The following is a 25,235-nucleotide window of genomic DNA, read 5'->3' as shown; positions in this document are numbered from 1 at the left end:
CTCGTTAACCATCGAGTTACCGCTGGCAGGGGCAGTGCCCGAGAGGTCAGCCAGCGGGATTGAGTGCGTAGGTGCCCAGAACTCGTTGTCACCCACGACGTTCACGAATGTGCACAAGGGTCGCCAAACCGGCCGCCAGATAGCGCCGTCAGCGGACTTCTTTCATTATGCGGAAAGATAATTCTACAGAGCGAGAGTGGCAGGCGGCGAAACCGCTTGTCAACTGCGAACCGAAGGGGGACATTCGGCGATCGGGACGGTCATGCTTGCCTACCTGCGTGCGTCAGGCTCGTCGACGTCCACTCTCGCCCGATCTCAACCAGCACAGATTCGCAGATGGCCGAATTCGCCGCATCACGAACCCATACCTCGGCTCCGCACTTGACAGACAGGGCGAGCCGAGGTTCACTATGTTCACTAATCGGAAATATTCTTCCACAATACGGAATCGTTTGAACCGGCTGGCCCCTGCTGCGGCCTTGCACGTGTTCGCGTTCTCCGGACTTCTCGAGGCCGAGGCCCAAGCCCCGCTGCCTATCACAGGTTCGATACATCCCAGAGTAGTTCGCGGCAGCATCGGCCCGGCTTAGTACCGCCCCCCACTGTTGGCAGCTCTCCTGCCGAGAGGCACAGAAAGGATCCATCCCGGTGACGACTTCTCCCGCCTTCACGGTCAACTGCTCAATCCTGTTGACCGATCTGCCACTTCTCGAGCGTCCCCGCGCCGTCCGCCAAGCCGGATTCGATGCAATCGAATTCTGGTGGCCATTCGCCAGCGCGGTGCCTGCCGACCACGAAGTCACCGCGTTCATCCGCTCGATCGAAGACGCAGGCGTGCAACTCACCGGGTTGAACTTTGCGGCCGGCGATATGCCCGCGGGTGATCGCGGCATCCTGTCTAATCCCACTCACTCGTCTGAGTTCCGCGACAACGTCGCTGTCGCGATTGAAATTGCACAATCCCTGGGCACCAAAGCTTTCAACGCACTGTACGGCAACCGGTCCGACGACTTCAGCCCCGAACAGCAGGACGAGACAGCGGCCGAGAACCTGGCCTATACCGGTGAGGCAGCAAATCGAATCGGTGCTGTAGTCCTTGTCGAAGCGGTCAGTGGAGCCGAAAGGTACCCGCTCAAGCACGCGGCCGACGCTGTCGCGGTGATTGACCGCGTAGAAGAGGCCTACGGCACGGACAATCTCCGACTTCTCGCCGACCTCTACCACCTCGAGGTCAATGGGGACGACATTCCCGCTGCACTCGACGTGCACGCCGACCGCATCGGCCACGTGCAGATCGCGGACAATCCCGGGCGTGGGGAACCGGGAACCGGAACGCTCGACTTGCGACGCTATCTGGACCAGCTTCACAGCAACGGTTATGCCGGCTACGTCGGGCTCGAGTACAAGCCGACCCACCAGAACACTTTCGACTGGCTCGATCGAGACCTTCGCCCATCCCGTCGCGGTGTCGTCATCTGACCACCCATCAACGCGCTGAAACTCCACAACTAATCGAGGACTAATTCATGAGCACCATCGCATTCATCGGACTCGGCATCATGGGCAGCCCCATGGCGGTTCACCTTGCCAAGGCCGGCCACCACGTGGTCGGCTACAACCTCACTCCCAATCGCACAGGCCCGCTCGTCGAAGCCGGTGGAACGGCCGCCGACTCGATTGCGAAGGCAGTGGCTGGGGCAGATGTCGTAGCCGTCATGGTTCCGGACTCCCCCGATGTCCAGGAAGTCCTGGCGGGCGAGAACGGCGTATTCGAGAACGCCCAAAAGGGTGCCTTGATCATTGACTTCTCCAGCATCCGTCCCGATGTCACCGCAGAGCTCGCATCTCAGGCTTCAGCTCTCGGGTTCCGGCTCATCGACGCACCGGTCTCCGGAGGAGAAGCCGGTGCCGTCAATGCATCCCTGTCCATCATGGTCGGCGGCCGCGACGAAGACTTCGTGGCAGCAAAGCCCATTCTCGATGTCGTCGGTAAAACCATCGCACATGTCGGACCCAACGGCGCTGGCCAGACCGTCAAAGCCGCAAACCAACTCATCGTTGCCGGCAATATCCAGCTCCTCGCCGAAGCCGTCATCTTCCTCGAAGCCTACGGAGTCGACACGACAGCAGCTGTCGAGGTCCTCGGCGGCGGATTGGCCGGGTCGGCCGTGCTCAACCAGAAGGTGCAGAAGATGCTCGACCGCGCCTTCGAACCAGGATTCCGCATCGACCTACACCACAAAGACATGGGGATTCTCACCGCAGCCGCCCGCGAGGCCGGTGTCGTCGTACCCCTCGGCGCAGTCGTTGGCCAACTGATGGCTTCGGCACGCGCGAACGGAGACGGCGGACTCGACCACTCAGCCCTGCTGCGCGGCGTCGAGCGGCTCTCCGGCCACACCCCCAAATAGTCCACCGAACAAACCTGATTCATCAAGGGAGAAATGACATGCCACGCATGCGCGCCGTTGATGCCGCTGTGAAAATCCTCGAGCTCGAAGGCGCCACACAGGCATTCGGCCTCCCAGGAGCCGCGATCAACCCGTTCTACTCCGCAATGCGCGACCACGGAGGAATCAAGCACGTCCTCGCCCGCCACGTCGAAGGCGCCAGCCACATGGCCGAAGGCTTCACCCGCGCCAGGGCCGGAAACATCGGCATCTGCCTCGGCACCTCCGGGCCCGCCGGAACCGACATGATCACCGGCCTGTACTCAGCCATGGCCGACTCCATCCCGATCCTCGCGATCACCGGCCAAGCTCCCGTGGCGCGCCTGCACAAGGAAGACTTCCAAGCGGTCGACATCGCCTCGATCGCAGGTCCGGTCACGAAGATGGCCATCACGGTTCTCGAGCCGGCCCAGGTTCCCGGCGCCTTCTCGCAGGCATTTCACCTGATGCGCTCGGGCCGGCCCGGTCCGGTCCTGATCGATCTGCCGATCGACGTGCAGTTGACGGAGATCGAGTTCGACCCGGACACCTACCAGCCGCTGCCCGTGTACAAACCCACCGCCACGTGCGCGCAGGCGGAGAAGGCACTCGACATGCTGGGCGCCGCGGAGCGCCCGCTGATCGTGGCGGGCGGCGGGATCGTCAATGCCGACGCCGCCGACCTGCTGGTGGAACTGGCCGAACTGCTCGACGTTCCGGTGGTGCCGACGCTGATGGGCTGGGGCACCATCCCGGACGACCACCGCCTCGCCGCGGGAATGGCCGGACTGCAGACCGCCCACCGGTACGGCAACGCGACCATGTTGGCGTCGGACTTTGTCCTCGGTATCGGCAACCGCTGGGCCAACAGGCACACCGGCGGGCTCGACACCTACTGCAAGGGCCGCAAGTTCGTTCACGTCGACATCGAACCCACCCAGATCGGACGAGTGTTCGCGCCCGACTACGGCATCGTCTCCGACGCCAAGGCTGCCCTCGAACAATTCGTGGCCGTCGCGAAGGAACGCAGGGCCGCCGGAACCTTGCCCGATCGCGGCACCTGGGTCGAAGACTGCAACACCCGTAAACGCACCATGCACCGCAAAACCCACTTCGACGACATCCCAATCAAACCGCAGCGCGTCTACGAGGAGATGAACAACGTCTTCGGACGCGAAGTCCGGTACGTCACTGCGATCGGGCTATCTCAAATCGCCGGCGGCCAGTTCCTGCACGTGTACAAGGAAAGGAACTGGATCAACTGCGGACAGGCAGGCCCGCTAGGTTGGACACTCCCAGCGGCACTCGGAGTCGTCACCGCCGACCCCACTGCCACCGTTGTCGGCCTGTCCGGAGACTACGACTTCCAGTTCATGATCGAAGAATTGGCAGTGGGAGCACAATTCAACCTCCCGTATGTCCACGTCGTCGTGAACAACTCCTACCTTGGCCTGATTCGGCAGGCACAGCGCCAATTCGACATGAACTACTGTGTGTCACTCGGCTTCGACAACATCAACTCCGAGGAGACCAGCTCTACGGACACCTCGCCGGTCCCGAAAGGCTATGGCGTCGACCACCTCCGAGTGGCGGAGGGGCTGGGTTGTAAGGCGATCCGAGTCACCGACCCAAACGAGATCGCCGGCGCCCTCGAGCAGGCCAAGACGTGGGCCGGCGAGCACAAGGTGCCCGTTATCGTCGAGATCTTCCTCGAGCGAATCACGAACATCGCAATGGGAACCGAACTTGACAACGTCAACGAGTTCAACGCGCTCGCAACGAACTCCGAAGACGCTCCTACGGCCTACGCTCTGCTCGACTAGCAGAGCTCAGGCGCGTCGGAGTTCCGTCTGGGAGCCGGCTACTCACCGGCCGGCTCCCAGACACCGTTCGCGCTGCAACACCACACCCACCACACTACTGATCGAAGCACCACGTTCGAGTGACGACACTCAGCTTGGAGGAAAAGTGATCGACACCAACACCGAGATGGTGCAGTTCGCTCTGACGTGGCGCCATTGGGGCGGCGGCTCAGGCGCCGACATCTTCGTTAAGTTCGGACTAATGCCTGACGACTACTTCCGCAGGTTGCAACGAATCCTCAAGAGTCGATGCAATCACGGCGTCACGATGTCACCCCAGGAATTGTGTGAGCTCCAGCTGATCTGTCATCGAAGACTCACACGCTCCCGTGAACAGTCTGCAATATCTTGGATACGGGCATCATGCCCAGGCCACCCCTCCCGATAGGCGATTACATGAAATCTATCGCACCACATCAGGTTTGCGAACAGAATGTGGCCACCGTGGCACTCTCGAAAGATCTCAGACAAAGTCGACGCACGAAGATCGTATGCACACTTGGACCTGCTACCGCCACCGGTGACCGTATTCGCGAGCTCGTCGAAAGCGGTATGGACGTGGCGCGGCTGAATTTCAGCCACGGCGAACACGCCGACCACGAGGAGAACTACAAACGCGTCCGGGCCGCCTCGGACGCGACGGGGAAGGCGGTCGGTGTCCTCGCCGACCTCCAGGGCCCGAAGATCCGGCTCGGCCGGTTCGCCGAGGGGCGCACCACGTGGGCCAACGGTGAGGAAGTGCGGATCACCGTCGACGAGGTCGACGGCACCCACGATCGGGTGTCGACCACGTACAAGCAGCTCGCCGAGGACGCCAAGCCCGGCGACCGTCTGCTCGTCGACGACGGCAAGGTCGGTCTCGTCGTCTCCGGTGTGGAGGGCAACGACGTGATCTGCCGGGTCACCGAGGGTGGCCCGGTCAGCAACAACAAGGGTGTGTCCCTGCCGGGGATGAACGTGTCGGTCCCGGCGCTGTCGGAGAAGGACATCGCCGACCTCGAGTTCGCGCTGGGCCTCGGCGTCGACTTCATCGCGCTGTCGTTCGTGCGGTCGCCGGCCGATGTGGAATTGGTTCACGCCGTGATGGATCGGGTCGGTCGCCGGATCCCGGTGATCGCGAAGCTCGAGAAGCCGGAGGCGATCGACAACCTCGAGGCGATCGTGCTGGCATTCGACGCGGTGATGGTCGCCCGCGGTGACCTGGGTGTGGAGTTGCCGCTCGAGCAGGTGCCGCTGGTGCAGAAGCGGGCGATCCAGATCGCCCGGGAGAACGCGAAGCCGGTCATCGTGGCCACCCAGATGCTGGAGTCGATGATCGAGAACTCGCGGCCCACCCGCGCCGAGGCGTCCGACGTGGCGAACGCGGTGCTCGACGGTGCGGACGCGGTGATGCTGTCCGGTGAGACGTCGGTCGGTAAGTACGTGATGGAGACGGTGCGCACGATGGCGCGGATCGTCGAGGCGGTGGAGAACGAGTCCACCCAGGTGCCGCCGCTGACGCATGTGCCGCGCACCAAGCGGGGTGTCATCTCGTACGCCGCCCGCGACATCGGGGAGCGGCTGGACGCGAAGGCGCTGGTCGCGTTCACCCAGTCCGGGGACACGGTGCGCCGTCTGGCGCGGCTGCACACGCCGCTGCCGCTGCTGGCGTTCACCCCGCTGCCGGAGGTGCGCAGCCAGTTGTCGCTGACGTGGGGCACCGAGACGTTCATCGTCGATCCGGTCGAGAGCACCGACGCGATGGTGCGGCAGGTCGACCACGCGCTGCTCGGGTTGGGCCGGTACCAGAAGGGTGAACTGGTGGTCATCGTGGCCGGGTCGCCGCCCGGCACCGTAGGCTCGACCAACCTGATCCACGTCCACAGAATCGGCGAAGAAGACCACTAACTCAGCCGTCACCCATTCTGGATGCCATTCGGTCCAACGAAATCTATCAGGACGGCATTGATATCCCAGGCTTTGAGGTCAAATGAGGATGAACATGCCAATAACACAAGGAACGAGCGAAGTTCAGTCCGTAGGTCGAGCAGTCGACATACTCGAAATCATGGCAACCACCGGGGGGTTGATGAGTGTCACTGAACTCGCCCGCAAGATTGAACTGCCGATTCCTACGATCCATCGATTGATCCGCACACTGGTTGGGCGCGGTTATATTCGCCAATCACCCTCGCGCCATTACGCTCTGGGCCCCCGACTGATCAGGATTGGGGAAAGTGCGACCCAGCTCATCGGTGCGTCGGCACGACCTCATCTGGAAGAGTTGGTCGCCTGCACCGGAGAGACGGCCAATATGGCAATTCTAGACGGCACCATGGCAGTTTACGTCGCGCAGGTACCCTCACCGCACTCTATGCGAATATTCACTGAAGTCGGTGGTCGAGTATTTCCGCACTGCACCGGTGTCGGGAAAGCCCTTCTCCTCCAGCTTCCCGACGCAACGATCCGTACAATCCTCTCACGAACCACCATGCCCTCCTATACGGAGAACCCCGTGACGGATCCGGAAACGCTGATCGCCGATCTGCAACGCAGCCGACTGCGCGGTTACGCCCTCGACGAAGGCGAGCAGGAGCTCGGCGTCCGCTGCTTTTCTGTCCCAGTTCCGGGCGCACCAACACCAACAGCGATCTCGATATCCGGGCCGGCAGCGCGCGTGACGCCCGAGTCCACCGACAAGGTCGTTCCCCTCCTTCAGCGAGTCGCATCGATGTTGAGCGCCGAATTCGAAAGTGAAGCATTTCTATAGAGTGCGAAGCCGGAATCCTTTGGCGACGTCGACGCTTAGGGAAGGCACGGCGGGACCCCTGTCGGGTGTGTACGCGAGTATGACGAGCTCGCGCACGAGGTGCGCGTTCACGGCGTTCGATGTGCTGCGGTCCCCGGTCCACCGCGAAGGTGCGGTAGAGGTCGTAGCGGGTGACGGCCGGTGATTCCTCACTGATCTCCCGGGCGTTGACCTCGCTGACGGACCTACCGTGGAGCGGTTTGCCGTCGGGGAGCCGCGGTCTGTGAACAGCCGGTCGACAGCGGAGAGCGGGAGCCACCGCCAACCCATCTCTGGGTAGCCGGGTCGGTGTCTGACGTATTCAGGGCGGCGGTCAGGCCATGCTGCCACCGGTGCACGATCCGGGCGGCGGCAACCTCCCGTACGCTTCGATGTCGGCGATGTGGATTGTGTAGTGCTCGCGTTCGAGTCGGGTGACCAACTCGGTCGCCCACGGTAGCCCAATGCTCAAACCGGAGATGGTGATCGCGATGCCCATGGAATCGCCGGCCGCTCGGTGCAACCGCAGCGAGTTAGCGTCAAGGATCCCGGCGGCAGGGGGGCGCTCGAGGTGTTGCCCTGGTTGTCTGGAGAGAGCGGCGACCTCGAGTGCGGACAGGCGGCGGGCGCCGCTTTCAGCTGGTTCTCAGGCGATACCTCGGTGATCAGCGGCGGGATCGGCCAACATCACGTGAAGACAGACCGTCGCATTCGTGGCGCAATCAGAGATGCCCGCGCCGACGAAACGGCGCGAGCAACGCGCGGACGTATCGGCGACATCGTTGCCGAGTACTGCGCTGCGTGGTGAGTTGCCAGCGCGGAGCGGTGTTCCCAACGGGAACACCGCTTCGCTGTCGGTCAGGGAATCAGCCCGTGGCGCCGACCGCGATGGCGTCCGCCGCAGCGGAGACGGACTCGCGCTGCGATCCGGCCACCATGAGCGACACCAGGTCGAAGACGACGGTTGCCGCTGCCACACAGGTAATTTCGGCGTGATCATATGCGGGGGCGACCTCGACGACGTCGGCGCCGACTATGTTCAGCCCGGTCAGCTGGCGCAGCATCCGCAGCAGCTCGCGGGAGGTGAGGCCGCCGGCCTCCGGGGTGCCGGTGCCGGGGGCGAACGCGGGATCGAGGACGTCGATGTCGATCGACACGTACACCGGGACGTCCCCGACGCGGCGGCGGACCACGTCGACGGCCGCCTCAATGCCCATCACGTCCAGATCGCCGGCCCGGATGATCCGGAACCCCATCCGGGCGTCGTCGTTCAGGTCCACCTGGTCGTAGATCGGGCCGCGTATCCCGACGTGAATCGAATGATCCTCGACGAGCAGACCCTCCTCGAACGCGCGGCGGAAGATCGTCCCGTGGGTCACCGGCTGGCTGAAGTACGTGTCCCAGGTGTCGAGGTGGGCGTCGAAGTGCACCAGGGCGATCGGGCCATGCTTGGCGTGCAGCGCCCGCAGGTTCGGCAGGGCGATGGTGTGGTCGCCGCCGATGGAGACGATCTTGCGGTCACCGCCGGCGAGGATGTCGGCGGCGTGGTTCTGGATCTGCGTGCAGGCCTCGGCGATGTCGTACGGGGTGACGGTCACGTCACCGGCATCGACGACCTGCACCTCCTCGAGCGGGGCGACACCGAGCTCGACGTGGTAGCCGGGGCGCAGCGCCCGGGCGGCCTGCCGGACCGCCATCGGACCGAACCGGGCGCCGGGCCGGTACGAGGTGCCGCCGTCGAACGGCACCCCGAGAATCGCGATGTCGTAGTCGTCCACCTCGTGGATGTCGGCGATGCGGGCGAACGTGCCTTTTCCGGCGAACCGGGGAACCTGGGTGGCAGGCAGTGCGCCGACGAGGGTGTCTTTGGGCTGAGGCATGGCGGGAATTCTCCTGTGATTCGGATGCTGGATGACCTGGGTTGCGGGGTGTCAGCGCGGGGTGACGGCCTTGGCGTGGGGATCGGTTTTGCCGTGTTCGGTGTCGCCGCTCTCGGATTGGGAGGCGGTGTCGGACAGGGATGCTCCGCGGGTCTCCGGGGCGAGGAAGATCGAGGCGACCAGACCGACCAGGGTCACCACGGCCCCGATCATCAGCGCGCCGCTGGCTCCGAAGCTCACCAGTGCCAGCGGCATCAGGTAGGTGCCTGCGGCGGAGCCGATCCGGCTGATCGCGGTCCCGACGCCGACGGCGGTGGCGCGCACCTCGGTGGGGAAGAGTTCGTTGGGGTAGACGACCTCAAGGAAGCTCGAGGCGCCCGAGGCGATCGCGAACACCGCGAGGGCGAGGAAGAAGATCTGCGCCGAGACGTTCGGGATCAGGGCGGGCGCCGCGAGGGCGACGACGATGACGGCGAACGAGCCGAGGAGCAACTTGCGCCGGCCGATCTTCTCGACCAGCCACAGGCCGGGGATTCCGCCGACCACGAACAGGGCCGCGATGATCAGGGAGCCGCCGTAGAGGTTGGCGTCGCCGTACAGACCGAAGGATTCGAGCAGGTCGGGGGCGAAGGTGTAGACCGCGAACAACGGGATGACCTGGGCGGTCCAGAAGATCGCGACGAAGATGGTGCGCTTGAGGTACGGCCTCTGGAACACCCGCAGGAACGACGTGGTCACCACCGGTTCCTCGGGCAGGTCCGCGACGCCGTACTGCTGTCCGTAGACCAGCTTGATCGACTTCTCGGCCTCGTCCATACGCCCCTTGCTCATCAGCCACCGCGGAGATTCCGGGGTGCCCATCCGGGCCAGCAGGGTGATCACGGCGAAGATGGCCGGGCTGGCGAGGAGATACCGCCAGGCGTCGGGGCCGAGGTCCTTGGCCAGGTAGCCGACCACGTAGGCCGCGGCGGCGCCGACCGCCCACACCACGAACATCGCGCCGAGCAGCCGGCCACGTTGCTTCTTAGGTAGGAACTCGGCCAGCAGCGACGTGGCGATCGGGTAATCGGCGCCGATCGCGACACCGAGCAGGAACCGCAGCACGATGACCTGCCAGACCTCCCCGCAGAACGCGGACAGGATCGAGAACACGGCCAGCGCGACCAGGTCGGCGATATACATGAAGTGCCGGCCGATCTTGTCCGTCACGTACCCGAACACGCCGCCACCGACGAAGATTCCGACCAGACTGGCCGCGCCAATGAGACCGACCTCGGTGGCGCTCAAATTCATCGCCGGCTTCAGCGTAATCAGGGCCACGCCGATGATCGACAACGCGAAACCGTCGATGAACGGACCACCCGAGGAGAAGACGGTCAGTTTCTTGTGGAAAGAGGTCAACGGCGCATCATCGATGAGATGACCGGTTCTTGTCATTGAGGCTCCTGGACTGGATCAACAAATGGTGCAGCAGGTTGTGACGTCCAACACAGACTGCACCCGCCCCGTCCACCAGCGCGAGTAGTAAAAGCGCAAAACCGATCGATATGATTTATTCGATCGCACAAACACGCTTGGTCATTGAGGTAGAGGACAGACTGTGGCAATCACCGTCGGCGAACTCATCGAGATCCCGCATCTCCGGCTCGATGTGCATTCCGGCGTGGCAGGGCTCGGACGCGAAGTCACGTGGACGCACACCTCCGATCTCCCCGAACCCTGGCGCTGGGTCACCGGTGGTGAGTTCCTGATGACCAACGGGATGTCGTTCCCGAAGTCGGCGAAAGCACAGGCCGACCTGGTGCGAGCGCTCGCAGCACAGGATGTGGCGGGCCTCGGTATCGGTGAGAACATGTACTGTCCACCGCTGACCAAGGCCTTCGCCAAAACCAGCGATGATCTGGGCTTTCCGGTGCTGTGGATTCGGTACCCCTTGCCGTTCGTCGCGATCTCCCGCGCGGTCGCCGAGGCGACGCTGCTCGACCAGTCGCAACGACTGAGCCGGACCGTCCGGATGTATGACCTGATCCGACGCCACACCGCCCGCGGCGCCGACCCCGCCGAACTCCTCACCGCGCTGGCGCGCGAACTCGAATGCGAAATCCAAGTCTGCGACCGCGCCACCGGCGAGCCGTGGTTCCCGAACTCACCCCCGCTCGATCCCGCCATCAGCGACGCCATCGCCTCGTTGTCCGAATCATCCAAGAACGTCGCCGGCGGCGCCTACGGCCTTCCGTCCACCGAAGACCGGGCGGCGATGCTCACCGACATCCCCCGACACGCGGACGCCGCGTTGATCGCCCTAAGCGATCCGAAGACCAGCGTGGACCCCATCCAGCTGCAACACGCCGCCACCGTCGTCGCGATCGAGCTGTCCCAAACACAGCTCATGCTCGAACACGAACGCCGCTACGGTTCAGGACTGCTCGCCCAGATGCTCGAGGGGCGGATCGACGTCTCCAGCGTGACCACCCAGCTCACCGAACTCGGCCTGGACCCCACGTCCACCATCCTCGTTGCCGCACACAGCGACGACAGCGAACGCATGCTGGCCCTGCACAATTCCCTCTGGCGCCGCTCGCTGCCGTACCTGTGCCTGATCCGGATGAGCACCGCGCATGTCCTCGTCCCCGATCACCCCGAAATCGACACCGCACTGGCCAGGGCACTCGGCCCGAGCGCCCACGTCGGAATCAGCCGAGTCATAACCTCGCTCAACAGATTTCACGATGCCGCGCGGGAGGCATTCTGGGCGCTGTCCATCGCGGAACGACAAGACATCCCCGTCTCCCGCTATGGCAGCGCGGTCCCGTGGATCGGACTGTCGGACGTCGCCGACGCACAGGATCTGGTCGACCGCATTCTGCGGCCCGTCCTCGACTACGACGAGCAGCACGACTCCCAGCTCGTCGACACCCTCGACGCGTTCCTGCAGAACCAGCGGTCCTGGCAACGAACCGCCCGGGCCATGCACATCCACCGACAAACAGTGATGTACCGAATCCGCAAAGTAGAAGCACTCACCAACCGCGACCTGGCCGACACGAATGCCCTGTCCGAACTGTGGCTCGCCGTGCGCGCTGCCGAACTGCTGTCCACTCCTCCCCGGGCCGAACCAAACCCGTAGATACAGCCTGCTTCGTGTCACTCATGGTTTGTGCGCACTCGGTGACGATAATTTCAGTTATCGCAGATAATATCGGCATTATTGCATCTGATGCATGATTGTCCTTCGATCGGCCATCGCCATCAGTGACGCCATCTGTTTGCGAGATCTGGGCGTTGACCTGGCCATATACATACCAGCGCATCGGACGACCCCCGGCTAACCGCTCCTGGGAGCGCCTGGGTCAGACCGTTAGACGATGGATCGGCGTGTCGATGGCCTGCATGCTTGCCACGTTCTTGCATTTGTTGCATGATTCGGGCATCAGATGCTCGCAGCATTCGGAGGTGCTCGGTGGCGGTCGACAAGGTAGGTCGGGTGCTCGAGCTTCCCACCCTCGCGTACCTGCATCCCGAGGATCAGGTGCTGGCGGAGATGCTGACCGGATGGCGAAATCAGCAGCTCAGCCGCAATCTCCAGCACTCGACAATCGAGCAGCGTGAGCGGCTGGTTCGGCGCTTCTTCGAGTACACCAACGAGTACCCGTGGTGCTGGACTCCGGCACATGTCGACGAGTTCTTCGGGGATCTGCGATCGGAGCGGCGGGCGAAGCAGTCCACGATCCGCAACTACCAGGACGCACTGCGGGCTTTCTGTTCCTACGTGAGCACCCCGGAATATGGCTGGGATCGGTTGTGTGAGAAGTTTTTCGGCACCCACCCGACGCAGGTGTGCTTCGCGTGGAACACCGCCCGTCATGTTCAGGACGCGGAGTCCGATCCGGGAAAGCGGGCGTTCACCCGCCGCGAGTTACAGGACTTGTTCGATCGCGCGGACGACGAGGTCACCCGCATCGCGGCGTCGGACCGCAAGGGGTGGCTGCCCGCGTTCCGGGACTCGGTGATGTTCAAGGTCGCCTATGGATGGGGCCTGCGCCGCAACGAAGTTCGGCACCTGCAGACGGTGGACTTCGCGCGCAATCCTCATGCCGGTGAGTTCGGCAAGTACGGGGTACTCCACGTGCGGTTCGGCAAGGCAATGCGCGGATCGCCCCCGAAACGCCGCAGCGTGCTGACCGTCTTCGACTGGTCGGCAGAAATCGTCGCCGAGTGGCTCGAACGCGGCCACCCGCACCTGGGCGCCGGCCTGGACCTGTTCGTCAGCGAGCGGGGCACCCTCGCGTCCGAAACCGCGCTGCTACGCCGGTTTCGCCGCTACTGCGAGGACCTGAGCCTCGCCCCGGGCCTCGATTTCCACTCGCTGCGACGCTCCTACGTCACCCACCTGATCGAAGCCGGCATGGACGCGCTGTTCGTGCAGCAACAGGTGGGCCACGAGCATGCCTCGACCACTGCCCTCTACACCTGTGTGTCGAGCGACTACCGCACTCGCACCCTGCGGCGCGCGCTCGATTCGACACTCAACAACGCTCTCGGGGGTAAGGAAAGTGAGAGATCATGACGCGCGACGTGGACTACACCTGGCGGCTGGCGGAGCTCATGGCCAGTCGCGGCTGGCACAACAGCACCGATCTGACCCCACACCTGCGTGAGCGCGGCATCGACCTGTCCGCCTCCCAGGTATACCGGCTGGTGACCCAACGGCCCGAGCGCGTGTCGTTGAAGATGGTGTCCGCACTGTGCGACATCTTCGCCTGCGGTCCTGAGGATCTCATCACCACTACCGCCGCCGACGCGCGCCGCAAGAAGACGGCCGCCGGCCCGACAAACGTGACGGATCTGAACAAGTCGATCCGTCCAAAGAGGGCACGCGTGATTGCCGATGACAATTGACGTCAGGCCACGTACCGCCACCCGCGGCCGGCCCCGCACCATCGGCGAGGTCACCTGTGATCGATGCGGGCGCCGGGCCACGCGAGCCCAGGCCCGCTGGCCCGAGGGCTTGATCTGCGGCATCTGTTACCACCACGCCCTGCGCACCCGCGGTACCTGCCCCCACTGCGGAATTGACCGGCTGCTTCCCGGGCGATCCGGCCACGGCAACCACCCGATTTGCGTCACCTGCGCCGGCATTCCCGCCGACTTTCATTGCGCGCGCTGCGGCACCGAGTCCGAGCACTACCGCAAATACATCTGCGCCCGATGCGCCCTCAGGGACGACCTGACCAGCCTCCTGCTCGACGACGCGTCCGACCGACAGTCGATGCACCAGCTCACCGAGGCACTCTGCACCGCGGACCGAGCCGAGAGCATCCATACCTGGTTGCGCTCGGCCCAAGTGCGGGCCCTCCTCGGAAGACTCGCTGCCGGCCATATCTCGCTCAGCCACGCAGGCCTGGATACCGAACCGGCGAACAACCGGACCGAACATCTACGGAGCCTGCTCGTCCATCACGGACTTCTCCCGCATCGTGACCCATCGCTCGCGCTCTTCGAACGATGGCTCGACACCAAGCTCGAACAGATAACCACAGACGACATCCGCCGCCCGATCGAACAATTCGCCCGATGGCACCATTTGAGCAGGATCCGCGACCGAGCGCGCGCCGGGCGCCCGACCCGAGGCTCCGTTCTTCACTCCAAACAAGGGATCACCGAAGCCATCAAGTTTCTCACCTGGCTGCACGACACCCACCACCGCGCCATCACCACCTGCAGCCAGGCCGACGTCGACAGCTGGCTCGCTAACGGCCCCACCACCCGACACATCATCCGCGGCTTCATCGTCTGGGCCGGCAAGAGCCGGCTCTGCCAGGACATCGTGGTCGAACACTATCGGGCAAGAACCGTCCCGCTCCTCACCCAGGACCAACGCCTCGACTGGCTCCGCGAACTCCTGACCGGCAACAGCACAACACTCCCCTACCGCATCGCGGGCATCCTGGTCCTTCTCTACGCTCAGCCCCTCGTCAAAGTCGCCGCGCTACGCACCACCGACGTCACCGACTCCCCGGGTGAACTCATGCTCACGCTGGGAAAAGAACCCGCACCGGTGCCGAATCCGTTTGCCTCGCTGCTGAAAGCTCACCTCGCGAACCGACCGAACCTGCGGACCGGCAACCACGGCCAAAGCCCGTGGCTCTTCCCTAGCTACCGCACCGGCCAACACCTCCACCCCACGACTCTGAGTGACCGGCTGCGATCCCACGGCATAAGCCTGATCGGGGCACGCAATGCTGCGCTCCGCGACCTCGTCAGCGACGCGCCGCCCCCAGTCGTCGCCGAACTGCTCGGCTACAGCCACTCCGCCACCCACAGACACGCCACCGCAGCCGCAACCCCCTACGCCCGATACACCACCACACGGCAAGCCGACCAATAGTGCCGAATCGAATATGCACGGTTACCAGCACGGACCCGAATCCCCACGTCACCGCGTTTTTTGCTCTGCAAATTGTCGATTTTGGCGAGCCTCGGTGACGATGCTGTTGAATGACATTGAACAACGTCGGGCACTCTGACGACGGATCGGTGTCACTTCGCGGGATGAGCGCCGCATGGACGAACCCCCGCCACCTCTGGGGCTGTGCACCGCCCTCGACCGTGGCCAGGCGGCGCCGCGGCCGGCATGCGAACCTCGGGGCATGGCACGAACGTGGTTGTCGGTGACGGTGGAGCTGCTCGGCGGGCGCGGCGACGACCTGCGGCCTCCGAAATCGCCGCCTACCGCGAAGAGCACGGTGACACACTCGTTCCCGCGAACTACGTCACTGCCGACGGTGAACATCTCGGCCAGTGGCTCTACCGGGCGGTGAAGAAGTGGCGAGCCAACGCCCTTCCCCCGACGACGAACGGCGTCCACTCGCCGCGCTCGGCGTCTCCCCCGGCCAGCGCCCCCGGGGACCCCGCACAGCAGCACGACCTGTCGGATAACCACCACTACCGCCCTTCCCATGGGCGCTCGGACCGCTCTCCGGTGGACAGGTGGTGTACGTGCGTGTGACTGCTGTTTCGGCCGGAAGATACAGGGCCGTCAGACCTTTCCGAGAGAGACTCCTCGTCGGCGACGGCATTCTCGAACGCCGGATTTATCTCAGGTACGTCCTTCGTGTCGGGAGGACCCCGTCCTTTGCCGCCGGCATCTTTCCCAATGTCTCCTAGGTGGCTAGCTACGCTAGCTATCCTCGCTAGCGCACAGTCGGTCGGGCGAGGGGTCGTAGCGTCGGTATGCGGTTCAGGCTGTGTTGCGGGAGGTGTGGGCCACTCGCGCACGGCGGGCCCGTGCGGTGACCGATGATCCCCCCGTTCGTGTCGGCGGAGGCCACCGCCTGGGCTTGACTGGCGACGGCAGCGGCGAAGGTTGCTCGCACAGGTCGCACCGCAAGTCCATCCACGCCTGCCTGTGGATCGCACCATTGCGTGAACAGCCATGTCACCCCATGACTTCGACACGGTGCCTCAACAGATGGCACCCGCTCCATCGTGGATCCACACAAGCGCACGCGGAGACTCGACATCCCGGGCCCGGTCGCTCCGGTGTGCATTCGTTCACCGGGCGGGGGCTTCGTCGTACTACGGCGCCGGTGTCCGCCGCGGCCGGTGCGCGGCGAAGATCGCGACGGTTCCGACGACGGTGATATCGACGGTCTCGAATGCTGCCGACAGTGCGGTGTGCAGGCCGTCCAGGTCGTCGGCACGGTTGTCGAATGCTTTGATCGGGCCGTTGTAGAGGGCGTTGAGGGTGCGGCCGAAGAGGTTGTGTTCCACGCCGTCCCGAGGATGGTGGAGCCGAAGAACACCCCGTCGTCGGCGACGACCTGGGCGATGTGCCCGAACGCTGCCCCCTTCTGCGCCCACGTTCCGGGGACGCAGTGGAACACGAAGTTCGCTGCCACCGAATCGAATACACCCACGGCGGGGTCGATGGGGGCGAGGATGCTTCCGGTGTGCACCGCGGGGGTGATGTTCCGGTCGACGAGGCGGCTGGTGGTCATCGCCATGGTGTTGGTGTTGAGGTCGATCAGGGTGATCTCGGGCGCCGAGGTGGGATAGGTGGCCTGGTGGAGGTACCAGCCGGTGCCAGGGCCGATGTCGAGGTGCCGGCCGCGCAGGTGGTTGTTGTAGTGGGTGAGGAGCCGTTCGCGGGGGCAGCGCCAGGCGTAGGTGTTGCTCCACTTCAGGACGAAGGTGTCGTACGCCGCCAGGACGGCCCTGCTGTACTTCTCGGCTCCATCCTTCTCCGCCTGTGTGACCTCACCAGCTGCCATGTGTGTGCGTCCCCCCTGTGTCGTTGCGCTGTCGTTGATGTGCGAAGCCGAGCCCCCGCAAGCCGTGGACGATCGTAGCGGTCCTGGCATCCTCGGTCGCGGTGCACCACAGTCCCGCACGGGGCTCCCCCATTCGACACCTGCACACACTCTCCCCAGCATCCGGTGGTGGACAGACGATTTCGTCAGTTCACGACAGCCAAGGTGTCGTGGGGATGAAGTGTAATCACTCGGCGCGGCGGCGGCGCCGTTTGGGGATGTCGGTGCGCGCGCCCTGGCCGGGTCTGTTGTTCGCCCACTCGATGATCTCCGAGCGCTTCCACAGCGGAGTGCGGCCGATCTTCTCCACCGGCGCCGGAGCTTGCCCCCGGGTGACGTATCCGCGGAATGTCGACGCGGACAGCTCGGTGCCGGTTTCCTCCGTGATCAACTCCAGGACCTGATCGGTGGTCAGTCGATGTGGGTTGGCCATCGTCGTGGGAGTCCTTCCTGTTCTTCGCCTTCTCCGGCGACGCGGGGATCGTTCGGTTGCGAGCCGCGTCGCTAACACTACAGCGATAGCTTGCAAGGTACGAGCGCGATGGCGATACCCTCCGGAGGATCTCTACGTGTGGCCACCGTGCGCGCAGACTCGCAGGAGCCAGCTCGACAAAGTACTGCTTCCACCTGGGAAGATGACATGTCCCCGACAGCCCGCGCTTCTCCCCGGACACCTGGAGGCGACCTCGCGCGTGCACCGACACGGCACCGGGACCTGATCGCCGCGGCGATCAGGTCGCAGCGTGTCGGCATCCACATGCAGCGACGGCAGCCGACCGCCGGTGTTCTCGCATGCCGGGCCTGTAACCCTCGCCGCAACAGGAGGATCACCCCAGCCGGGTCGGTGCCCGCCCACATGGCGCCACTACCGGGCCGGCCGAGGAGTGTGTGGACAGCTCCGAGGTGCCGGGACGCGCAGGAGCCTTTTCTGCATGGAGGGGCCCAAGGCCCTTCCACGAGCAACGTCAGAGTTTGCGCGCGGAGATCTCCACCCCGGCGCTGCGCAGCCGTTCGACGAGGACGTCGCCGAGGGCGGTGGCCGGGGTGAGGACGCCGGCCTCGTCGGGAAGCCGAGCGCGGTCCAGGACGAGGCTCAGGGCAGACTCCCCCAGTAGGACCGCGGTGGCGCGGTATCCGGGATCGCCCTGTGCCTTCACCCGGGCGGCGTACCGGGCTCCGGTCGTGGTGGTGGTGTAGATATCCATCGCGAAGTACCCGTTGCGCTGGGTCGTGTCGCTGGGTCCCTCGCCGGGTGAGGGGAGGATGCGGTCGAGGACGTACCGAGTGGGCGGAACGCTGAGACCGAGCACGAGTCCGCCGAGGATGGCGGCGACACCGGCAGCGTAGACGCGGGACAGGCGTGAGTTACCGACGCTCATCACCTCCCGGTACCTGAATGTCCGGCCGTACGCCCACCCTTGGAGGGCGTTGCTGCGCCGCACGACGCGGGTGTTGTAGGAGCCCATGACAAACGGGGCCTTCCACCCGCGTACCTGCGGGTCGATGTCGGCGCCGTCGACCACGGCGACGTCGGACTGTCGGCCGAGGTCGGGTTCCTTCGTCCGGTCGGGGCTGAGCGAGTATGGGGAGGCAGCGAGCCGGCGCAGCGCCCGATCGTTCTTCGACACGTCGATCTGGGTGCGCAGCGTGTCGATGGTCCCGCCGGAGACGCCGCCACTCAGCGATGCGACCAGGGTGGTGTCGCCGAGATCGCCGGCACCGTCAGCTTGGACTCTCTGGTGCAGCACGTGCACGCCCAGGTCGGAGGGAATCGAGTCGTAGCCGCAGGAGTGCACGATCTTCACACCATTGGCGCGAGCCTTCTCGTGGTGGGCGTCGATGCTTGCCCGGACGAACAGCACCTCCCCGGTCAGGTCGACATAGTCGGTGCCGGCCGCAACGCACGCTGCGACCAGTTCGGCCCCGTACTTCGCGTACGGCCCCACGGTGGTCGCGACAACCCGTGTGCGGGAGGCTAGCTCGGCGAGCGCGACGGCATCGTCAGCATCGGCGATGACGATCGGCCAGTCGGCGGCGCGCGGGCCGAGCGCCGACCGCGTGGCCTCGAGTTTCGTCTGGGACCGTCCGGCGAGGCCGATCCGCACACTGTCCGGGGCGGTGCGTGCGAGATAGTCGGCGAGCAACCTTCCGACGAACCCGGTGGCACCGTAGATGACGAGATCGAGTTCGCGTCCGCTGTCAGTCATGCGCGCGAGCCTACAACCGCAGCCGATCATGCAGAAGAGGTAGCTGTAACCCCGCGTAACCACATGCCTGGGGCGGTGGGGTGAACGTCCTCGGACCGAAGCGACGGGGACGTGTCATAACCCCCGGTCAAGATTCGTTCACGACGCTTTGGGTGCAGATGACAACGCGCACTCGATGAGTCGCCCGGTTCCGCATGGGTGTGGCCCGGCATCGGGGGGGTGATGCCGGGCCACTGGGGGGTGTTCTGCGAGCAAAATCTGGGGGGATGCTCAACAGAACGACCCCGAGTTTACGGATCGTCACCGACAGACGAGTGCGCGGACACGACACCCGCTCAGCAGACGGGCTTGCGCACCGGAGCAGGGCGGGATCGCACTGCCAGACCCGAGGCTGGTGGTAGGGGCACCCGGCGTTCTCGGTCGCCGCTGCTGGGCACCCGCAGCCCTCCCACCCCACCAAGCACTGGCCTGGCCCAACGGGTTGCCGTTGGGACCAGATGGCGCCGATTGACGCAGCTTTCGCACACCTGTTCGAGCGAGTGGTAGCCTCGGCACTGACCCGCTCGGAGGGTTCGGGTGCGTCTGCCCAGCAGGTCCGCGTTCGAACATCGGGGCACAGAGCGTGGTGCGGGTCGGTGGGGCTTTATGCCCGGGAAGCATCGACCCGCACCTCGTCCGGCCTCCCCGCAGCGATCGCGGGTGAGCGCCCGGCGAGAAGTGCGGTCAACTGTCGCCTGCCATGAGCATGGGACCGTCTTGACCTGATCTCTGCCACCCTCATGGGACCACTCGGATTGCCAGTCATGGGACCACCCGGCGCGTCGCGCCGAAGTCCCACCGGATGACTCGTTTGATCGTCGTGTCGGTATCCCCGGTCACGAAGGCGGACGGGCATGGCTTTTCGGGAGGTCAACGTGAACGAAGTCAAGGAAGTGCTCCGGATCTGGCTCGGGGTGCCCGGGTCCCGGCCGCCGGGATTGCGCACGATTGCGGCGCACTGCGGGGTGGACCGCAAAACGGCCCGCCGATACATCGAGGCCGCCCAGGCAGCGGGGCTGCAGCGCGGCGACGGTGTCGACGCCCTCGACGATGGGCTGATCGGCGCGGTGATCGAGGCGGTGCGCCCGGCCCGCCCGAGCGGACACGGCGCCGCCTGGGACCAGCTGTTGGGGTTCGAGGACCAGATCACCGCGTGGGTGGCCGGCGAAGGCGCGCATCCACCGCTGACGATCACCAAGATCGAAACACTGCTGGCCCGCCAGGGATGTGTGGTGCCGTATCGGACGTTGCACCGATTCGCCACCGAGCGGTGCGGTTTCGGCCGCAAGGACACCACCGTCCGCATCGTCGACGGCGATCCCGGCAGCGAATGCCAGATCGACTTCGGCTACCTGGGCTATCTGACCGATCCGGAGACCGGGCGGCGCCGCAAGGTGCACGCGCTGATCTTCACCGCCGTGTACTCGCGGCACATGTTCGTGTGGGTGACGTACTCGCAGACCCTGGCGGCGGTGATCGCCGGCTGCGAGGCGGCGTGGACCTTCTTCGGCGGTGTGTTCAGGGTCCTGATCCCCGATAACCTGAGACCGGTGGTGGCTGACGCGGACGCGGTCAATCCGCGGCTGTCGCAGGGCTGGCTGGACTACGCCCAGCACACCGGGTTCGTGACGGACCCGGCCCGGATACGATCGCCGAAGGACAAGCCCAGGGTCGAACGAGCCGTGCAATATGTGCGCGGAAACTACTGGGCCGGTGAGGAATTCGCTGATCTCGCCGAGGCGCAACAGCGTGCCGAAGCGTGGTGCCGTGACACCGCGGGGATGCGGACGCACGGCACCACCGCCGCCCGCCCGCTCGAGGTGTTCGACGCGGACGAGGCACCGATGCTGCTGCCCGTCCCGCCGGTTTACGACGTGCCGATCTTCAAACAGGTCAAGGTGCACCGCGACTTTCATGCCGAGGTCGCGAGGGCGCTGTATTCGATCCCGGGACAGTGGATCGGCAGTGTGCTCGAGGTGCGGGCGGACAGTGCGCTGGTGAAGTTCTACGCCCGCGGAAACCTGGTGAAGGTGCATCCGCGCCAGCCCGCCGGTGGGCGCAGCACCGACCCGGAGGATCTGCCCACCGAGAAGGTCGGATACGCGATGCGGGACCTGGACCGGCTGATCGGCACCTGCGCCGGGCACGGCCGCTGCGTCGGGATCTACGCAGAAAGACTCCTCGACGATCCGCTGCCCTGGATCGAAGATGCGGGCGGTCTACCGGCTGCTCGGGCTGGTCCGCCGCTACGGGCCCGGCCCGGTCGAAGCTGCGTGCAGCACGGCGCTGGATCTGGATGTGGTGTCGGTGAGCAAGATCGCCTCGATGCTCGAACGCGCCACCGAGACCACCACGCCGCTGCTGCCGGCCGCCGGATCGGCGGCACCGTCCCGTTTCACCCGCGACCCCGCCGAGTTCGCCACCGACAGGACCGGCCCCGCCACATCTGGGACCACCGTCGCCACTACCGGGACCGGGGTTGCCACCGAAAGGACCACCGTCGCCACTGCCGGGACCGGCGTCGCCACCGAGAGGACCGGCGTCGCCACCGAGAGGACCGGCGTCGCCACCGAGAGGACCGGCGTCGCCACCGAGAGGACCGGGCATCTGACGGTGATCGCCGGCGGCAACACCGACACGAAGGAGACACGATGACCACCCCACCCACACCCGCGGGGCCGGTCGATCCGATCGGCGCCTTCGGGTGGTCCCATGCTCGTGGCAACGAGGTGGTCCCATCACCCTGGCAAGCGACAGTCAACTCTTCGGCGTAGGAGACATGTTTCCGCAGTGTGCGGCAGCTTCCCTCGGCGCGGGTATGGCATTCGGTCAGGAAGGCGCGTGCTGCCGCCTTGTCCTCGGCAGGCCGGTCCGATGCCAGCATCTGCAGGGAGTCGAGGAGCCGGCGCATCTCATCGAGGGCGGACTCCCTCCGAGACTAAATGTCAGAGGGACGACCTGCTGTAACGATCGCGACGAGCAACAGGTCGCCACTCACTGCCCAGATCGGTGACCCGTTCCCGGTCCTGATCTGCGGGGTTCCGCAGATCGGTGTGTGTGGCGGCCTGTTGCTCTGTGCATGAAGCGGCGGAGCCGACGATCGGCCTAGTGTCTCCGGCACCCACGCGGTGCGCGCCCCGACGGACCTGATGGGGACGAACGGGCCTCGGATTTACGGGCCGCACTGCTACGTGCGGGTTGATCCCAGCCGTTGCTGGTCCCGTTCCTGGATCATCTGGTCAGCGAGCCGGTACACCGCCACCTCGTCGGGGATACCGACGTTGATGGCGGCCTCGCGGGCCGCGAGGAACGCCCGGACCTTCTCGTCCCCCTGACTGCGGTCTCGGTACAGGAATGCCTGGCGTGCCTCGGCGAGATCCTCGAGCACCCACCACTGGAAGCGGTCGAGACCGGCGGCGATCTCGGCGATCCGGACCCGCTCCGACCGACGACTGCGCCACCGGTCCGCCAGGTCCGATCCGGCGAGTAGGACGCCGAGCACCATGGCGCAGACCGCGGTGATCACTGCTCGCCCCCTCGCCCGGCCGCGGCCTTGGCCTTGGCCTTGGCGTTGGCCTTGGCCGGTTCACGGGTGATCGCGATCAGGGCGCAGGTCGCCGCGATCGCGGCCACGAGGATCAGCACCAACGGCAGTGAGAACTCGGCAGCGGTCACCGCCCCGACGGTCGTGGCCATGAAGGCGGGCACGGCGAGCACCCAGAGGGCGCGGGCCGCCGCGGTGTGATGTGTGAGTTGGGCGGCCGAGCCGCCGACGACCAACAGGGCGCCGATCCAGAGGGTCCAGGTGGTCATGGGTGGTGCGGGGTCCTTCCGGCGTTCGGCGGGCGTGCAGTGTCGACTGACAGGGTGTCATGCCACCAGCGGTCGAGCAGTCCGGGCAGCCCTCGCGGGTCGGTGATCGCGCCGCACCCTCGGCGCCGTGACCCGGAAAAGGTCGTCGGAGCTGCGTTAATGGGCGCACAATCGGCTCATGCGGCTGATCGCGCCGATGCTGGCCACCCCGGGTGACCCACCGGCGAACACCGGCGACTGGGCGGCGGAAATGAAGTACGACGGCTTCCGCCTACTGGCTGCGGTCGGCGGCGGCGAACCGCCGGTGCTCTGGACCCGCAACCTCAACGTCGTCACCTCCTCATACCCGGAGGTGGCCGCGGCGCTATCCGAGAAATTCGACCGGCGTGGCCACATCGTCTTCGACGGCGAGATCGTGGCCCTTACCCAGGGGCGACCGTCGTTCGTCCGCCTGCAGAAGCGGGCGAACACCCTGCGCCCGACCACGACCCTGCGCCGGCAGGTACCGGTCACATACCTTCCGTTCGACGTTCTCGCTGCCGACGGCGGTGATCTGACGGCGGCCCCGTATCTGGAGCGCCGTGCCACCCTGAGCGACCTCGGCCACGAGCTGCACGGGCCCAGCCTGCCCATCCAGATCCTCCCGCACTGGATAGGCGTCGATGGTCCTGTCATTCTGGATGCCGCCCGAAATTCCATGATGGAAGGCGCGATCTTCAAGCGCGTGTCCTCGCTTTACCTGCCAGGTCAGCGCACCCGGTCGTGGCGGAAAGTGTTGTTACGCAACAGAAGTTCTGCCCTTGTGGTCGGCTGGGTCCCGGGTGGCGGTGTACAGCGCAACATGGTCGGCGCCCTCGTCCTCGGCGCCTACGACGAGAGGGGGGTCCTTCGCTACGTGGGCCAGGTCGGGACCGGATTTTCTCAGGCGGTGCGCCGCCAGCTGAAGGAGAAGCTGGCCCTCCTCGAACGCCGCAGCAGCCCGCTCGGAGCAGAGTCCGAGGTCGCGGCCGCGGCCAGCACGGGATCGTGCGCTGGGTCGATCCGGTGGTCGTGGTGGACGTCGATTATCGCGAATACCTTCCGGGCGGGCTTCGGCATCCCAGTTTCAAAGGGCAGCGAGGAGATCTGGATCCGGGGTCGATCACCCGGGATGCCTTGTGACAAAGCTTATCCAGAAATGGGGAAGCCGCTGTCGCCTTCCCCGGTGACAGCGGCTCCTCATCCCCTCTTCACCCGGGAACGCTACGCACTGTAGGTCTTACCCGGTCAGGGGGACGGTGACGCCATATCGCCTCTCGGCAAGTGGTCGCTCGCAGCGACTCTTTGGTGTGGTACCCGGGGTATGAGCGCCACCGTCGACCTCTTCAACAGCGAACAATCGGGTGGTATTCCACAGCCAGGGGCTCGCCGCCGGTGGACGATATCTGCACCGGTCACCGGATCGGTTAATGGGCGTCGTGGAAGGCCTGCTCGATCTCGGCGGGGATGCGGCCCCGGGAGGAGAGCTGGTGGCCCTGCTCGATCGCCCAGGCGCGGATCTTCTTCGTTTCGCCCGATGCCCGCTTCGGAACAGTCGGGTTGGCCTCCCGGTCCGTCCGGTGTTTGCGGCCGCCGACCCGGGTGGAGTGGGCGATGTAGTACTCGAAGGTCTCCCGGAGTTCCTTCGCGTGCTCGTCCTTCAGGTCGATCACATACTCGACGCCGTCGACGGCATAGCTGATGCTCTCCCCGTCGTCGCCGAAGACGGTGCCGTCGATGTCGTCGGCCAGCTCTACCACGACCTTGCGTGCCACAGATCCACTCCTCGAGTTTTCGGTACGGACCAGACGACACTACTGGCAGTACCGGAGGAAAACAGTGTTCTGCCGCCGATGGGCTCTCGATCGACCTACCGTGAAGTCGCACGGGGCCCGCGACACTCGTGGA

The 25,235-nt window shown here is 65.4% G+C and carries 17 protein-coding genes and 4 pseudogenes; 12 read left to right on the top strand and 9 right to left on the bottom strand.

From position 1 onward, the window contains the following. Positions 1-648 precede the first annotated feature (648 nt). The 5 genes from CJ177_RS43270 (at position 649) to CJ177_RS43250 (ending at position 7,040) form a co-directional block, all read left to right on the top strand. Positions 649-1,479 (top strand): hydroxypyruvate isomerase family protein, encoded by an 831-nt coding sequence (locus CJ177_RS43270; protein ID WP_095870775.1) that lies wholly within the window; start codon positions 649-651, stop codon positions 1,477-1,479. A 47-nt stretch (positions 1,480-1,526) separates the two neighbouring features. Further along, positions 1,527-2,411, top strand: coding sequence for a 2-hydroxy-3-oxopropionate reductase (locus CJ177_RS43265; RefSeq protein WP_095870774.1), 885 nt, complete (start codon positions 1,527-1,529; stop codon positions 2,409-2,411). Positions 2,412-2,449: 38 nt separating this feature from the next. Then, on the top strand, positions 2,450-4,252 hold the full coding sequence (gcl, locus tag CJ177_RS43260; RefSeq protein WP_095870773.1) for a glyoxylate carboligase: 1,803 nt from the start codon (positions 2,450-2,452) through the stop codon (positions 4,250-4,252). A 483-nt stretch (positions 4,253-4,735) separates the two neighbouring features. Continuing rightward, positions 4,736-6,178 carry a pyruvate kinase gene (pyk, locus tag CJ177_RS43255; protein WP_095870981.1) on the top strand — a complete coding sequence of 481 codons (1,443 nt, stop codon included), beginning with the start codon at positions 4,736-4,738 and terminating at the stop codon, positions 6,176-6,178. A gap of 88 nt (positions 6,179-6,266) precedes the next feature. Beyond that, a complete protein-coding gene (locus tag CJ177_RS43250) occupies positions 6,267-7,040 on the top strand; it encodes an IclR family transcriptional regulator (protein ID WP_373560085.1) in 774 nt (257 codons plus the stop codon). Between the two features lie 352 nt (positions 7,041-7,392). Here CJ177_RS43250 and CJ177_RS47795 read toward each other — a convergent pair whose 3' ends face one another. From CJ177_RS47795 to CJ177_RS43235, 3 genes are all read right to left on the bottom strand, one after another. After that, the gene (locus tag CJ177_RS47795) at positions 7,393-7,557 is read right to left on the bottom strand and encodes a hypothetical protein (protein ID WP_218835189.1); all 165 of its coding nucleotides are present in this window, start codon (positions 7,555-7,557) and stop codon (positions 7,393-7,395) included. Positions 7,558-7,924: 367 nt separating this feature from the next. Further along, entirely contained in the window at positions 7,925-8,938 is a 1,014-nt protein-coding gene (speB, locus tag CJ177_RS43240; RefSeq protein ID WP_095870771.1) for an agmatinase, read from the bottom strand. 51 nt (positions 8,939-8,989) lie between these two features. Beyond that, a complete protein-coding gene (locus CJ177_RS43235; RefSeq protein ID WP_095870770.1) occupies positions 8,990-10,375 on the bottom strand; it encodes an MFS transporter in 1,386 nt (461 codons plus the stop codon). Between the two features lie 163 nt (positions 10,376-10,538). On the opposite strand from CJ177_RS43235, the gene CJ177_RS43230 reads away from it, so the two are divergent. The 5 genes and pseudogenes from CJ177_RS43230 to CJ177_RS43205 form a co-directional block, all read left to right on the top strand. After that, the gene (locus tag CJ177_RS43230; protein ID WP_179443435.1) at positions 10,539-12,065 is read left to right on the top strand and encodes a PucR family transcriptional regulator; all 1,527 of its coding nucleotides are present in this window, start codon (positions 10,539-10,541) and stop codon (positions 12,063-12,065) included. 333 nt (positions 12,066-12,398) lie between these two features. Beyond that, a complete protein-coding gene (locus CJ177_RS43225) occupies positions 12,399-13,505 on the top strand; it encodes a site-specific integrase (RefSeq protein ID WP_095870769.1) in 1,107 nt (368 codons plus the stop codon). Beyond that, a complete protein-coding gene (locus CJ177_RS43220; RefSeq protein ID WP_095870768.1) occupies positions 13,502-13,837 on the top strand; it encodes a helix-turn-helix transcriptional regulator in 336 nt (111 codons plus the stop codon). Before CJ177_RS43225 ends, CJ177_RS43220 begins: the two co-directional genes overlap by 4 nt. Next, positions 13,827-15,326 carry a recombinase XerD gene (locus CJ177_RS43215; protein ID WP_257014996.1) on the top strand — a complete coding sequence of 500 codons (1,500 nt, stop codon included), beginning with the start codon at positions 13,827-13,829 and terminating at the stop codon, positions 15,324-15,326. The genes CJ177_RS43220 and CJ177_RS43215 overlap by 11 nt, the downstream gene beginning before the upstream one ends. 321 nt (positions 15,327-15,647) lie before the next feature. Then, positions 15,648-15,877 (top strand): annotated as a pseudogene (locus tag CJ177_RS43205) (helicase associated domain-containing protein); the annotation flags it as partial. Between the two features lie 639 nt (positions 15,878-16,516). Here CJ177_RS43205 and CJ177_RS43200 read toward each other — a convergent pair. From CJ177_RS43200 to CJ177_RS43190, 3 genes and pseudogenes are all read right to left on the bottom strand, one after another. Further along, a pseudogene (locus CJ177_RS43200) lies at positions 16,517-17,211 on the bottom strand (methyltransferase domain-containing protein). Positions 17,212-17,437: 226 nt separating this feature from the next. Then, positions 17,438-17,683 carry an AlpA family transcriptional regulator gene (locus CJ177_RS43195; protein WP_095870766.1) on the bottom strand — a complete coding sequence of 82 codons (246 nt, stop codon included), beginning with the start codon at positions 17,681-17,683 and terminating at the stop codon, positions 17,438-17,440. A 532-nt stretch (positions 17,684-18,215) separates the two neighbouring features. Continuing rightward, positions 18,216-19,457 carry a trans-acting enoyl reductase family protein gene (locus CJ177_RS43190; RefSeq protein ID WP_095870765.1) on the bottom strand — a complete coding sequence of 414 codons (1,242 nt, stop codon included), beginning with the start codon at positions 19,455-19,457 and terminating at the stop codon, positions 18,216-18,218. Between the two features lie 893 nt (positions 19,458-20,350). Here CJ177_RS43190 and istA point away from each other — a divergent pair. Then, a pseudogene (gene istA, locus CJ177_RS43185) lies at positions 20,351-21,941 on the top strand (IS21 family transposase); the annotation flags it as partial. Between the two features lie 742 nt (positions 21,942-22,683). On the opposite strand, the gene CJ177_RS43175 reads toward istA, so the two are convergent. Together CJ177_RS43175 and CJ177_RS43170 are read right to left on the bottom strand one after the other, a co-directional pair. After that, entirely contained in the window at positions 22,684-23,022 is a 339-nt protein-coding gene (locus CJ177_RS43175; protein WP_095870763.1) for a hypothetical protein, read from the bottom strand. Beyond that, positions 23,019-23,309, bottom strand: a complete 291-nt coding sequence (locus CJ177_RS43170; protein ID WP_095870762.1) for a hypothetical protein — start codon at positions 23,307-23,309, stop codon at positions 23,019-23,021. Before CJ177_RS43170 ends, CJ177_RS43175 begins: the two co-directional genes overlap by 4 nt. 178 nt (positions 23,310-23,487) lie before the next feature. On the opposite strand from CJ177_RS43170, the pseudogene CJ177_RS43165 reads away from it, so the two are divergent. After that, positions 23,488-24,470 (top strand): annotated as a pseudogene (locus CJ177_RS43165) (DNA ligase). Between the two features lie 284 nt (positions 24,471-24,754). On the opposite strand, the gene CJ177_RS43160 reads toward CJ177_RS43165, so the two are convergent. After that, positions 24,755-25,102, bottom strand: coding sequence for an Lsr2 family protein (locus tag CJ177_RS43160; RefSeq protein ID WP_095870761.1), 348 nt, complete (start codon positions 25,100-25,102; stop codon positions 24,755-24,757). Positions 25,103-25,235 lie beyond the last annotated feature (133 nt).

The organism is Rhodococcus sp. ACPA1 (assembly GCF_002300195.1).
GTDB classification, from domain to species: domain Bacteria; phylum Actinomycetota; class Actinomycetes; order Mycobacteriales; family Mycobacteriaceae; genus Rhodococcus_F; species Rhodococcus_F opacus.
This window is presented reverse-complemented; position numbering and strand designations above follow the sequence as displayed.

Bases quoted from the DNA above. Each gene is read 5' to 3' on its own strand.
- CJ177_RS43265 (WP_095870774.1), top strand. From the start codon at position 1,527: ATGAGCACCATCGCATTCATCGGACTCGGCATCATGGGCAGCCCCATG.
- gcl (WP_095870773.1), top strand. From the start codon at position 2,450: ATGCCACGCATGCGCGCCGTTGATGCCGCTGTGAAAATCCTCGAGCTC.
- CJ177_RS43250 (WP_373560085.1), top strand. From the start codon at position 6,267: ATGAACATGCCAATAACACAAGGAACGAGCGAAGTTCAGTCCGTAGGT.
- CJ177_RS47795 (WP_218835189.1), bottom strand. From the start codon at position 7,557: ATGGGCATCGCGATCACCATCTCCGGTTTGAGCATTGGGCTACCGTGG.
- speB (WP_095870771.1), bottom strand. From the start codon at position 8,938: ATGCCTCAGCCCAAAGACACCCTCGTCGGCGCACTGCCTGCCACCCAG.
- CJ177_RS43235 (WP_095870770.1), bottom strand. From the start codon at position 10,375: ATGACAAGAACCGGTCATCTCATCGATGATGCGCCGTTGACCTCTTTC.
- CJ177_RS43220 (WP_095870768.1), top strand. From the start codon at position 13,502: ATGACGCGCGACGTGGACTACACCTGGCGGCTGGCGGAGCTCATGGCC.
- CJ177_RS43215 (WP_257014996.1), top strand. From the start codon at position 13,827: ATGACAATTGACGTCAGGCCACGTACCGCCACCCGCGGCCGGCCCCGC.
- CJ177_RS43195 (WP_095870766.1), bottom strand. From the start codon at position 17,683: ATGGCCAACCCACATCGACTGACCACCGATCAGGTCCTGGAGTTGATC.
- CJ177_RS43190 (WP_095870765.1), bottom strand. From the start codon at position 19,457: ATGACTGACAGCGGACGCGAACTCGATCTCGTCATCTACGGTGCCACC.
- CJ177_RS43170 (WP_095870762.1), bottom strand. From the start codon at position 23,309: ATGACCACCTGGACCCTCTGGATCGGCGCCCTGTTGGTCGTCGGCGGC.